Genomic DNA, 11425 nt, shown 5'->3' with positions numbered 1-11425 from the left:
GCAAGGACTTGCTGTTCGATATCGCCACCGAAGAACTGAGCCACCTGGAAGTGATCGGCAGCATCGTCGCGATGCTGAACAAGGGTGCGAAGGGCACGCTGGCGGAAGCCGTCGAGGAAGAGGCGGAGCTGTATCGCACCATCACGAACAACGGCAACGATTCGCACACCACGTCCATCCTGTATGGCGCGGGCGCGCCGCTGACGAACTCGGCCGGCGTGCCGTGGACCGCTGCATACATCGATACCATCGGTGATCCGACCGCCGACCTGCGCTCGAACATCGCGGCGGAATCGCGTGCGAAGATCGTCTATGAGCGTCTCATCAACGTCACCGACGACCCCGGCATCAAGGATGCGCTCGGCTTCCTGATGACGCGTGAAATCGCGCACCAGAAGTCGTTCGAGAAAGCGCTGCATTCCATTCAGCCGAACTTCCCGCAAGGCAAGCTGCCGGGCAAGCCGGAGTTCACGAGCGTGTACTTCAACATGTCGAAGGGTGAAGACATGCGCGGTCCGTGGAACGAGGGCGGCGACTGGGAGTTCGTCGCGGATCCGCAGCCGGCTGTCGATGGCGGCGACGGCACCGCGAGCGTACAGGTGACGCAAACCGAAGTCGAAGCGCTGCAGGCTCTCGCCACCCGCACCGCTTCCGACCCGACGTCCGACCCGACCACGGGCGCCGATCTCGGCTCGGGTCAGGCAAGCTAAAGCAGTTGTTTGAAAGTCGATGCCGCCTCCACCGAGGCGGCATCGACGAAAGTAAGGGTTGTCCAATAATCGTCTATATGGAGTTTAGTCATGCCAACTGTTTCTTCGAATGGTACCGTCGCGGTTCGCCGCAGCCCGGTCGACTGGATCGCCGGTGCGCTCGTCATCATCGGCGCGCTGAACTGGGGTCTCGTGGGTCTTCTTAACTTCGATCTCGTCGCGGCTATCTTCGGCGCCGGATCGCCGGGTGCGCGTATTGTTTATATTCTGGTCGGGCTGGCGGGCATCTACTCACTCGTTCGGGCTTTCATGCCGGCGCGCGAGCATGGTCTTGCACATCGCTGATAAACGCGCCGTGCGTTGCTTTTCTCGATAACGCGCGGCGCTACATTTTTCAACGCGCCGTGGCGAGATGCGCGTTGACCTTGACCGGCGGGTCGTCTTGGCTGAAAGGCGGCTGCACGACGAAGCTGTCGATCACGCCGGGCCTGAAGATGAGGCACATCGAAGAACCGCCATACTGAAAGTAACCCACCTCGTCGCCCTTCCAAACACGTTGCCCCGGCAGCGCCTCGATCATGCATGACGATGCCTCCGCCATGCCAACGAGCACACACCCCACTTCACTGATAGCCGGATCGTCGCAATCGATCACGATGACCGCGCGTGCTGCGACCGCGCTGATATGGCCTCGCGAGTCGGTGAGGCCGCCGGGTCTTCGCCTTTCGAATCCTCGTCCGAGTAATACGTGCCGTCGACCAAGTACGCTTTCACGATCGTCCCGCTAACCGGCGCGTGCCAGCGATGGTAATAAAACGCGCTCAGAACGCCTGATAAATCGTGCCGCCAACGAAACGTTCGGCCAGCGCCGTCTCCCTCGCCGTGAAGATTTCCTTCGGCGAATACGGTTGCGACTTAATCCAGCGAGCGCTTCACCGATGGCACGCGCGAAGTTCATACGGATGACCGGGTCTTAGCGTATGAACGATGCGAACGCTTCGATCACGCTGCTCGTCTTTGCCGTCGCCGCGCGCTGCTTCGCGTGCGCGGCGAATTGCTTGCCGAACCGCGCGACATCTTCTTCCTGTTCTGGAAGCCAGCCACCGAGTCGTTGCCTTTGTGTTGCCATTGGTACATGCCTCCTTGAGTTCGACGAGCCGATTCAAGCGCCGGGCACGGGCCATACCTCGCTCGGGCATACCCCAGCAGGAAGCGGAATGACCATTGCTTTAAATGACGACGTCCCGCCTTCCCCGCAAAGAGGTGAATCCATGAGCGACGCCCCGTTTCCGTTTCCAAAGTCCCCATCCGCACAGCGTGAATCTCGCAGCAGACCAACGTCGATTGCGCGAGGGCTTGGCTGGTACAGCCTCGCGCTCGGCGCTGCGGAGCTGCTTGCTCCGAACGCCGTCGCTCGCGCGGCTGGCGTGCGCACGAACTCCGCGCTCATGCGTCTCTACGGGCTGCGTGAGATCGCATGCGGAATCGGCATTCTGATGTCGCGCAACCCCGCGCCTTACCTGTGGGCGCGCGTCGGCGGCGATGTGCTCGATCTGGCGACGCTCGCTTCCGCATCCGACATGAGTCGAGAGGACAGCCGCACGCATGCGCTCGGCGCGATCGTCAATGTTGTGGGCGTGACGGCGCTCGACGTGCATACGGCCTTATCGCTATCCAAGCCCGACGACGAAGAGTCGCAGGTGCGTACCCAACGCTATGTGTCGATGTATCGGAACCGCAGCGGGTTTCCGCGTGCGCCGGGCGCGATGCGCGGAGAGGCACTGCGCACCTTCGAGACGCCGCGCGACATGCGCGCGCCGGATGCGCTGTTGCCCTACACGCATCCGCGTTTCAAGGAAGCCAAGAGCGCCTGACCTATATAAAAACCGACACGTCCCCTCTACAAGCGAAGGAGTCACCGTGGATATGCCCTCTGTCTCGCCCTCCATCACGACGATGATCCGCATGGATCACACGCATGTCATGGCCGCTTTCCATCGCTATCACGCCGACAGTCCGTGGTGGAGAAAGCGCGCCATCGTCGAACTCGCCTGCACGGCGCTTGAAATACATGCGCAGCTCGAAGAAGAGATCTTCTATCCCGCACTCGGCGAAGCGTTGCCGGGCGACGACACGCTCGCGAAGAGCAAGCCAGAACACGACAAGATGCGGGAAGACATCGCGAAGCTTCGAGCGATGGGTCCCGACGATGCCGCCTACGACGCGCGCTTCATGCAGCTCATGCGCGAAGTGATTCATCACGTCGCGGATGAAGAGACCGTGCTGCTGCCTACCGCCGAGCGCGCGCTGGCTTCGCGGCTCTCCGAGCTAGGGGCCCGCATGACGAAGCGCAGGATGCAGCTCGTCGGACAGAAGCAGCCCGCGGCGATCGCGGCGAACACAATGGGCACGTTCCCCCTCGCATCGCTCGCGCTGGTTTCGCTCGGGGCGCTTGCCATCGCGCATTGCCTGAAGCCGGCAGCGCCGCGCCGGACGAAGCATTACGCATGAAGCGTCGCGTTCGACAGCACGACGCCGCGTGACTTCAAGCTGCGCGCGGCGTCCCGTTCACTTCGACGACATGCACCGGGATCGACTTGGCCGCCGGCACCTTGCTCTCCTTCGCGTAATGCCATAGCGGCAGAAGCGGGTTGCACTCCGGGTAGTAACCGGCGATGCAGCCGACCGGAATGTCGTACGGCTGGATGCGCAAGCCCGCGACGCGCCGCTCGAAGCCGTCGTCGGCGATGGTCTGCACCGTCACGCGATCGTCTTTCTTCAGACCGTGAGTCTGCATGTCGGCCTCGCACATGAAGATCACCATGCGGTCGTCGCTGATGCCGCGAAAGCGGTCGTCGAGCTTGTAGATCGTCGTGTTGAACTGGCTGTCGCTGCGAAGCGTCATCAGCCGCAGCGCCTGCGCGTCGCGCTCGGGCATGTCGGGATCTTCGCCGATGGATTCCGGCACGAGGAACTCCGCCTTGCCGCTCTTCGTCTGCCATTTGCGTTCGCGTGCGGGGAGATCGCGCGGAAAGCCGCCGGGCGTCCACATGCGCTCGTTGAAATCGTGGAAGGTCTCGGGATAGGTCTTCGCGATCTCATCGCGCACGAGCGCATAGTCGCCGACCCAGCGGTCCCAGTCCACGGTCGAGCGCTCGCCAAGCGTGTGCTTCGCCAGTCCCGCGACGATATACGGCTCGGATCGCGCGTCGGCCGACGCGGGCTCCGCCACCCCGCGCGAACCGTGGATGCAGCCGGTGCTGTCTTCCATCGACACGGCCTGCGGGCCGCTTCCCTGCGTATCGATCTCGATGCGGCTCAGGCACGGCAGGATATACGACTTCTTGCCGTGCACGAGATGACTGCGATTGAGCTTGGTTGCGATATTCACGGTGAGCTTGAGATCGCGCCACGCCGGCTCGATGCGCAAGCGGTCCGGCACCGAGCGCACGAGATTGCCGCCGAGATTGATGACCGCGTTCACCTTGCCGTCGACCATCGCCTCGAATGCTTCGACGATATTCATGCCCTTGTCGCGCGGCGGCTCGAAGCCGAACTGGGTCGCGAGCTTGTCGAGCGGCGCAAGTTCCGGCTTCTCGGTGATGCCGACCGTGCGCTGCCCCTGCACATTCGAATGACCCCGCACCGGCGACGGCCCCGCGCCCGGCTTGCCCACGTTGCCGCGCAAGAAGAGCAGGTTGCACAGCATCCGCACGTTCTGCACGCCTTCCCTGTGCTGCGTCATGCCCATGCCGTAATGCGCCATGACGGCGCTCGCGCGCATGTACTCGTCGGCGGCGGCTTCGAGATCGCGGCGCGCAAGGCCCGATACGCGTTCGATATCGTCCCACGATGCAGCGCGCACATAATCGGCAAACGCTTCGAAGCCCACCGTATGCTGCTCGATGAACTCGGTGTCGAGAATCCGCGGCTCGCCGCTCTCTTTCGCGCGATCGTCCGCATGAATGACGGTCTTGCAGATGCCGAGCAGCGCCGCCGTATCGCCGCCCGTCTTCACCTGATGATATTGCGTGCTGATGACGGTATGCGCGGGCGTCATCATTTCCAGCGGCGACTGCGGATTCACGAACTGCAGCAAGCCCGGTTCGCGCAGCGGATTGAACGTGATGATCGGCACGCCGCGCTTGCGTGCGTCCTGCAATTGATGCAGCATGCGCGGGCTGTTGGTGCCGACGTTCTGCCCGATGAAGAACATGAGATCGGTTTTCTCGAAGTCGTCGAGCGTGATGGTGCCGACGCCTACGCCGATCGCTTCCTTCAGTCCAACGCTCGTGCTCTCGTGGCACATGTTCGAGCTATCCGGAAGATTGTTGGTGCCGTACATCCGCGCGAACAACTGGAACATGTAGGACGTTTCGAGCGATGCACGCCCCGACGCATAGAACACCACGCTGTTCGGATCGAAGCCGCGCAGCTCGCGCCCGATGTCTTCGAACGCTTCTTCCCAACTCACGCTTACGTACTTGTCGGTGGCCGCGTCATAGCGCAATGGCGCGGTAAGGCGTCCGGCTTCTTCGAGGTCGTGGTCACGCCATGCGCAAAGCTGCGTGACCGTGTGCAATTCGAAGAACTGCGGCGTCATGCGCTTCGCGGTCAGATCCCAGGCGGTCGCCTTCGCGCCGCTTTCGCAGAACTCGAACACGTGGGGGTCGGCGGGTTTGGCCCACGAACAGCTCACGCACGCGAAGCCGTCCGGTTTGTTCTGCTTGAGCAGGACCGTCGCGTCCTTGAGCGGGACTTTCTCCTGAGCAAGCACGGTCGCGACTGCCTTGAGCGAGCCCCAGCCGCCAGATGAAAAGGGATACGCTTCGCTCTTGCGGGCGCCATTGTCGGAGTCGGCCATGTCATGCCTCGCGCGTTGTGGGTTGTACTTTGTAGTCGCGAAAGCAAGGGCTATTCCCTTTCTAACGGCCTGCTATCGACACCAAAAAAAACGCGCCGGCGATGCGGCGCGTCTCACGGCTGATCCAACATCGGCGCGTTAGCCCGCAGCCTTGGTTTCTTCGGCGAGTTGCGCCTTGGCGAGCTGCGTCAGCTTCTCATCGGTCGACTTTTCTTCCTGCAGCGTTTCGAGAAGCAGGTTCATCGCCTCTTCCTGGCCGAGCTGCTTCGCGAGCGTGGCGAGCGTGCCGTACGTCGCAATCTCGTAGTGCTCGACCTTTTGCGCAGCGCCGATCAGTGCGGCATCGCGAATCGGGCCTTGTTCGAAGTCTTCGATCTGCTCCTGGCCTTCCTCGACCAGCCCTTCCATCGCTACGCACTTGATGCGCTTGAGCTTGAACCCGGTCACCTCGACGACCTTGTCGATCCGTTCGATCTGACCATTCGTCTCTTCCAGATGCTGCTGGAATGCCTGCTTCAGCTGCTCGTTGCTGCTGGCGCGTGCGAGCTTCGGCAGCGCCTTCGTCAATTGCTTCTCTGCGCTATACACATCCGATAGCGAATGAATGAAGAGGTCCTGCAAGGTTTTCGATGCCATGTTGCCTCCATTGCGAAGTGAGTTGGGTTCGGACAGGCTTGCTGCCATCGTGCGGCTTTCGTTTTGCAATCACCGTTCCAGCGTCAGCCGCGCGGCAATTCGACGGGAAGCGCCCGCTTGTGACGCGTTGCCGTGTAGAACCGGCGAATCGTCGTGAGCACTTCGCCGCTGACTTCCTTGCCTTCCAGGAAGTCGTCGATGTTTTCATACGAGATGCCGTAGCTATCCTCGTCCGGGCGCTGCGGCGTGAGCGTTTCGAGATCGGCTGTCGGCACCTTCATCACGAGACGTTCGTCCGCGCCCATCGCGCGCGCCAGCGCCCGCACGCGGCGCTTCGTCAGGCCCGACAGCGGCAGGATGTCCGCGCCGCCATCGCCGTACTTCGTGAAGAAGCCCATCAGCGATTCAGCCGCGTGATCGGTGCCGACGACGACGCCACGCCGCGCGCCCGCTATCGCGTATTGCGCGATCATCCGCTCGCGCGCCTTGATGTTGCCGAGCACGAAGTCTTCCTGGAAATCGTCGGTGTACTGCGCGCCGCCCTGCTTGAGCGCCGCGAGCATCTCGTCCGACGGCCCCTTCACATTGACCGTGTAATTCTCGTCGGGACGGATGAACTGGAGCGCGAGCTGCGCGTCGTCCTCGTCGCGCTGCGTGCCGTAGGGCAGCCGCACCGCGACGAAATGCGCCTCGTAGCCTTCGGCGCGCAAACGCTCGACGCTCAGTTGCGCGAGCCGCCCCGCCGTCGACGAATCCACGCCGCCGCTGATGCCGAGCACGTAAGTGCGCAGCCCGCTCGACTTCAGATAGTCCGCCAGAAACGCGACGCGCCGCTCGAGTTCGGCGTCCGCATCGAAGTGATCGCGCACGCCCAGTTCCTCGATGACTTGCCGCTGCCACTGCTGCATATCGCCGTCGTTGTCCTGCATGCTCGCCTCCGTTGCGTTCGTTGAGTGTCCGCGGTTCAGTGCCGCGGCAGACGGTCGTAGTAGTGCTCGATGCGCGACAGCGCGTAATGCGCCGCGGCGCTGCGAACCTCGTTGCGGTCGCCGTCGAACACCTTCGTTTCGCTGAAGGTCACGACTTGCCCGTCGCGCAGCTTGTATGACCATGCGAAGCATTGCGTGCCGGCCGGCGGCCCGTCTCCCGGCGGCTCGTCCGCGACACCCGTGTTCGACACGGCGACGTCCGCGCAGCACGCTTCCTGTTTCAGCGCGCCTTCCGACATCTCGCGTGCGACTTCCTCGCTCGTCAGGCCGTACTGCTTCATGGTTTCTTCGCGCACGCCGAGAAAGCCGGCCTTGCCCGTCGGCGAGTAAGTCACGAAGCCGACATCGAGGCAACTGCCGCTTCCCGGCACCGACGAAACCAGCGATGCGATATAGCCCGCCGTGCACGACTCGGCCGTCGCAAGCATCAAGCCACGGGAGCTGAGAAACGAAACGACTTGTCTGGCGATATCCATGCTGTCCGACCTCCATTCATGTTGCTGATGATCCGCTTGCAATGCGCTTGCAGCGATTTGGACCGAGCAAACCGCGCTCCACATGCCCGCGCGTCCATGGAATGTCTATTGCTTTTACGCGTCGAACCGCCCTGTGAGGCTGGACATACAACCATAATGCGAACGTTTTTATGAATCCGGCAGCCATGCAGAGCGCGCTCAGTCCAGCGGGCATCCAGGCCAGCCGCGTGCTCGACCTCTGGCATCTGACGCTCACGGTTTGCTGCGTCGTCTTTGCGGCGGTGCTGCTCGCCTGCATGGTCGCGTTGCTGCGTGCGCCGCGCGCCACGCAGTCGACGCCCGCCGATCTGAGCGGCAACGAACGGCCGGAACGGGGCATCAGCCGCTCCGTGATCGCGGGGACGGTCGTCTCGGCGGCGCTGCTCGTCGGGCTGCTCGTGGCCGACGTCCTCACCGATCGTGCGCTGTCGCGGCTGCCGGTCGACAACGCGCTGCATATCGAAGTGACGGGGTATCAATGGTGGTGGCAGGCGCGCTATGCGCCCGAGGGCGGCGCCGAAGGATTCACGCTGGCGAACGAGCTGCACGTGCCGGTCGGAAGGCCGGTTGTGGTGTCGCTCGTGGCGGGCGATGTCATTCATACATTCTGGGTACCTAATTTACACGGGAAGAAGGACATGATTCCCGGCCAGCAGACGACCATCGCGTTTCGGGCGGATCGCGCGGGGGCGTATCGCGGGCAATGCGCCGAATTCTGCGGCTACGAGCACGCGTTGATGGCGTTCGCGGTCGTCGCCGATCCGCCCGCGCAGTACGAAGCGTGGGCGGCGCGGCAGCGTCAGGCCGCGCCCGTGCCACCCGACGCGCTTGCCCGTCAGGGACGCGATGTCTTCCTGAACAACGACTGCGCCCGGTGTCACGCAGTGCGCGGCACGCCCGCCAACGGCTCGCTCGGTCCCGACCTCACGCATCTCGCGAGCAGGCAGACCATTGCGGCGGGCACGCTCGTCAACGATGCGAAGAATCTGTCCGCGTGGATCGCCGATCCGCCTGCGCACAAGCCCGGCGTGATGATGCCGGCGACGCGGCTTTCCCCGCCCGACCTTCAGGCTCTCGTCACCTGGCTAGGCACGCTGAAATGAGCGACAACCGATCTCCGTCCGGCTACAGCGCATCCGATGCGAGCGGCTCGCGCCCCGTCGATGGCCCGCACGCGCCCGAGTCCGTGCGCCGCGCGCTGGCGCAAACATGGAGCGATCCGCCGGGTTTCATCGGCGCATTGAAGGCGCTCAATCACAAGACCATCGCGCGGCGCTTCATCATCACGACGTTCGTGTTCTTCGTGCTCGCGGGCATCCTTTCGCTCGTCATGCGGACGCAGCTCGCGCGGCCCGATGCGCGGCTCATCGGTCCCAATCTGTACAACGAACTCTTCACGATGCACGGCACGACGATGATGTTTCTGTTCGCCGTGCCGGTAATGCAGGCGGTCGCCGCGTATCTCGTGCCGCTGATGATCGGCGCGCGCAGCATCGCGTTTCCGCGGATGAATGCGTACGCGTACTGGGTATTCCTGTTCGGCGGAATACTGTTGTTCGGCTCGCTCGCGCTCAACAGCGCGCCGGCTGCGGGCTGGTTCAGCTATGTGCCGCTCGCGGGCCCCGACTATTCGCCGGGCAAAGGCTCCGACATCTGGGCGCAGATGATCACCTTCACGGAGCTATCGGGCCTGCTCGAAGCCATCGTCCTCATCACGACGATCTTCAAGATGCGCGCGCCGGGCATGTCGCTCAACCGCATGCCGCTTTTCGTCTGGGCGACGCTCGTCACGCAGTTCATGGTCATCTTCGCGATGCCATCCATCATGCTGTGCAGCACCGCGCTGATCCTCGACCGTCTCGTCGGCACGCACTTCTATAACCCGGCGAAGGGCGGCGACGTGCTGCTCTGGCAGCATCTCTTCTGGTTCTTCGGGCATCCCGAGGTTTATCTCATCTTCATCCCGCCGCTCGGCTTCATCTCGTCGATCATTCCGACCTTCGCGCGCCGCCCCGTGTTCGGCTATCCCGCGATGGTCCTCGCGCTGATCGGCACGGCGTTCCTCGCGTTCGGCTTGTGGGTGCATCACATGTTCGCGACGAACCTCCCCGAACTCGGCAAGAGCTTCTTCACGGCGGCAAGCCTGATGATCGCGATTCCTTCGGGCCTTCAAATCTTCTGCTGGATCGGCACGCTATGGACGGGCCGCCTGAATCTGCGCACGCCGCTGCTGTTCGTGCTCGCGTTCTTCTTCATCCTCGTGATCGGCGGGATGACCGGCGTCATGGTCGCGTCGGTGCCGCTCGACTTGCAAGTGCACGATACGTACTTCGTCGTCGCGCATCTGCATTACGTGCTGATCGGCGGCGCGGTGTTTCCGCTCTTCGGCGCGTTCTTCTACTGGTTCCCCAAGTTCGCGGGCCGCATGCTGTCGGAGCGGCTCGGACGCTGGCAGTTCTGGCTGTTCTTCATCGGCTTCAACGTCACCTTCTTTCCGATGCATCTGCTCGGTTTGCATGGCATGCCGCGCCGCGTATGGACGTATCCGTCCGGCATGGGCTGGGACGGCATGAACTTCGCTGCCACGATCGGCGCATGGACCATCGCGGTCAGCGTGCTGCTATTTATCGTCAACGTGGTGCTGACGCTGCGGCGCGGAGAACAGGCGCCCGCCGATCCGTGGGGCGCGGGCACGCTCGAATGGAGCGTGCCGTCGCCGCCGCCGCCGCATAACTTCGATGCGGTGCCCGTCGTGCATGGCCGCGATCCGCTCTGGGAAGCGGGCGCGCAGCCGCGCTTCGTCGGAGGGCTCGCCGCCGACGCGCGGGAAGTGCTCGTGACGAGCGTGCTGGATGCGAAGCCGGATCATCGGCCGCTGTTTCCATCGCCTTCGATCTGGCCTTTCATCAGCGCGGTGGCGACGACGGTGCTCTTCATCTGGTCGATCTTCACGCCGTGGGCGGTCGTGTATGCGTCGCTGCCCGTCGCCGTGGCGATGATCCTCTGGTTCTGGCCGAAGCGTGCGAGCAACGCATTCGCCGCGGCACGGGAGCAGCGTCCATGAGCGCGACCGGCGATCTCAAGAGCCCGCATACGCGTCCCGACGATACGCGGCCATCCGAGTATCTGCTCGATGTTCGCGATCTGCCGACGTTCGCATTCGGGCATCGCAGCCTGATGTGGTGGGCTACGGGCGGATTGATGCTGATCGAAGGCACGGTGTTCGGCATCGGCATCATGATGTACTTCTATCTGCGCACTCACGCCCCCGCGTGGCCGATGGCCGCCGATGCGCCCGAACTGCGCTGGGGCACGCTGAATACGTTGATCCTGCTCGCGAGCCTGTTGCCGAATCAGCTTGCGAAGCGCGCAGCGGAACGCAGCGATCGCGGCGCGGCGAAGCTATGGATGACGGTCTGCCTGCTGATGTCGTTCGCGTTTCTCGTCGTGCGCGGCCTTGAATTCGCGACGCTCAACGTGAGCTGGTATGCAAACGCGTATGGATCGGTCGTGTGGCTGCTGCTCGGCTTGCACACGACGCACCTGATTACCGACACCATCGACACCGCCGTGCTGACGGCGCTCCTGTTCACGGGGCCGTTCGAAAGCAAGCGTTTCGTCGATGTCAGCGAGAATGCGATCTACTGGTACTTCGTCGTCCTGAGCTGGCTGCCGATGTATGGCGTCATCTACTGGGCGTCGCGTTTTTAG

General features: G+C 63.2%; 12 protein-coding genes and 1 pseudogene. 7 read left to right on the top strand and 6 right to left on the bottom strand.

What is annotated here, in order from left to right:
• Both BG57_RS23995 and BG57_RS23990 read left to right on the top strand, forming a co-directional pair.
• The coding region (locus tag BG57_RS23995; RefSeq protein ID WP_035968811.1) for a manganese catalase family protein at positions 1-710 on the top strand (710 nt) is incomplete at its 5' end.
• Positions 711-800: 90 nt separating this feature from the next.
• The gene (locus BG57_RS23990) at positions 801-1055 is read left to right on the top strand and encodes a DUF378 domain-containing protein (protein WP_035968788.1); all 255 of its coding nucleotides are present in this window, start codon (positions 801-803) and stop codon (positions 1053-1055) included.
• Positions 1056-1104: 49 nt separating this feature from the next.
• Here BG57_RS23990 and BG57_RS31795 read toward each other — a convergent pair.
• Positions 1105-1633: pseudogene (locus BG57_RS31795) on the bottom strand (phosphatidylserine decarboxylase); the annotation flags it as partial.
• A gap of 50 nt (positions 1634-1683) precedes the next feature.
• A complete protein-coding gene (locus tag BG57_RS33110; RefSeq protein WP_160174747.1) occupies positions 1684-1839 on the bottom strand; it encodes a hypothetical protein in 156 nt (51 codons plus the stop codon).
• A gap of 142 nt (positions 1840-1981) precedes the next feature.
• On the opposite strand from BG57_RS33110, the gene BG57_RS23980 reads away from it, so the two are divergent.
• Complete coding sequence (locus tag BG57_RS23980) at positions 1982-2584, top strand: hypothetical protein (protein ID WP_035968787.1); 603 nt, start codon at positions 1982-1984, stop codon at positions 2582-2584.
• 52 nt (positions 2585-2636) lie between these two features.
• On the top strand, positions 2637-3221 hold the full coding sequence (locus tag BG57_RS23975) for a hemerythrin domain-containing protein (protein WP_035968785.1): 585 nt from the start codon (positions 2637-2639) through the stop codon (positions 3219-3221).
• 34 nt (positions 3222-3255) lie between these two features.
• Here BG57_RS23975 and BG57_RS23970 read toward each other — a convergent pair whose 3' ends face one another.
• The 4 genes from BG57_RS23970 to BG57_RS23955 all read right to left on the bottom strand — a co-directional run bounded on the left by BG57_RS23970 (position 3256) and on the right by BG57_RS23955 (position 7675).
• Complete coding sequence (locus tag BG57_RS23970) at positions 3256-5574, bottom strand: FdhF/YdeP family oxidoreductase (protein ID WP_035968784.1); 2319 nt, start codon at positions 5572-5574, stop codon at positions 3256-3258.
• Between the two features lie 138 nt (positions 5575-5712).
• Positions 5713-6210 carry a YciE/YciF ferroxidase family protein gene (locus BG57_RS23965; protein ID WP_035968781.1) on the bottom strand — a complete coding sequence of 166 codons (498 nt, stop codon included), beginning with the start codon at positions 6208-6210 and terminating at the stop codon, positions 5713-5715.
• Positions 6211-6293: 83 nt separating this feature from the next.
• Positions 6294-7139, bottom strand: a complete 846-nt coding sequence (nadE, locus tag BG57_RS23960) for an ammonia-dependent NAD(+) synthetase (protein ID WP_035968780.1) — start codon at positions 7137-7139, stop codon at positions 6294-6296.
• 35 nt (positions 7140-7174) lie between these two features.
• The gene (locus BG57_RS23955; RefSeq protein ID WP_035968810.1) at positions 7175-7675 is read right to left on the bottom strand and encodes a CinA family protein; all 501 of its coding nucleotides are present in this window, start codon (positions 7673-7675) and stop codon (positions 7175-7177) included.
• Positions 7676-7845: 170 nt separating this feature from the next.
• Here BG57_RS23955 and coxB point away from each other — a divergent pair, with 170 nt between their 5' ends.
• From coxB to BG57_RS23940, 3 genes are read left to right on the top strand one after another with little or no spacing between them, the layout of a single operon-like run.
• A complete protein-coding gene (gene coxB, locus BG57_RS23950) occupies positions 7846-8817 on the top strand; it encodes a cytochrome c oxidase subunit II (RefSeq protein WP_229753910.1) in 972 nt (323 codons plus the stop codon).
• Positions 8814-10778: a cytochrome c oxidase subunit I gene (gene ctaD / locus BG57_RS23945; RefSeq protein WP_035968778.1), complete on the top strand. Its 1965-nt coding sequence runs from the start codon at positions 8814-8816 to the stop codon at positions 10776-10778. Before coxB ends, ctaD begins: the two co-directional genes overlap by 4 nt.
• Positions 10775-11425, top strand: a complete 651-nt coding sequence (locus tag BG57_RS23940; protein ID WP_063934939.1) for a cytochrome c oxidase subunit 3 — start codon at positions 10775-10777, stop codon at positions 11423-11425. Before ctaD ends, BG57_RS23940 begins: the two co-directional genes overlap by 4 nt.

Source organism: Caballeronia grimmiae (genome assembly GCF_000698555.1).
GTDB classification, from domain to species: domain Bacteria; phylum Pseudomonadota; class Gammaproteobacteria; order Burkholderiales; family Burkholderiaceae; genus Caballeronia; species Caballeronia grimmiae.
The sequence above is the reverse complement of the archived record's forward strand: the minus strand, read 5'-3'. Positions and strand labels throughout refer to the sequence as shown.

Excerpts from the sequence above, each read along its gene's own strand:
- BG57_RS23990 (WP_035968788.1), top strand. The coding sequence starts at position 801 with ATGCCAACTGTTTCTTCGAATGGTACCGTCGCGGTTCGCCGCAGCCCG.
- BG57_RS33110 (WP_160174747.1), bottom strand. The coding sequence starts at position 1,839 with ATGGCAACACAAAGGCAACGACTCGGTGGCTGGCTTCCAGAACAGGAA.
- BG57_RS23980 (WP_035968787.1), top strand. The coding sequence starts at position 1,982 with ATGAGCGACGCCCCGTTTCCGTTTCCAAAGTCCCCATCCGCACAGCGT.
- BG57_RS23975 (WP_035968785.1), top strand. The coding sequence starts at position 2,637 with ATGCCCTCTGTCTCGCCCTCCATCACGACGATGATCCGCATGGATCAC.
- BG57_RS23970 (WP_035968784.1), bottom strand. The coding sequence starts at position 5,574 with ATGGCCGACTCCGACAATGGCGCCCGCAAGAGCGAAGCGTATCCCTTT.
- BG57_RS23965 (WP_035968781.1), bottom strand. The coding sequence starts at position 6,210 with ATGGCATCGAAAACCTTGCAGGACCTCTTCATTCATTCGCTATCGGAT.
- nadE (WP_035968780.1), bottom strand. The coding sequence starts at position 7,139 with ATGCAGGACAACGACGGCGATATGCAGCAGTGGCAGCGGCAAGTCATC.
- BG57_RS23955 (WP_035968810.1), bottom strand. The coding sequence starts at position 7,675 with ATGGATATCGCCAGACAAGTCGTTTCGTTTCTCAGCTCCCGTGGCTTG.
- coxB (WP_229753910.1), top strand. The coding sequence starts at position 7,846 with ATGAATCCGGCAGCCATGCAGAGCGCGCTCAGTCCAGCGGGCATCCAG.
- ctaD (WP_035968778.1), top strand. The coding sequence starts at position 8,814 with ATGAGCGACAACCGATCTCCGTCCGGCTACAGCGCATCCGATGCGAGC.
- BG57_RS23940 (WP_063934939.1), top strand. The coding sequence starts at position 10,775 with ATGAGCGCGACCGGCGATCTCAAGAGCCCGCATACGCGTCCCGACGAT.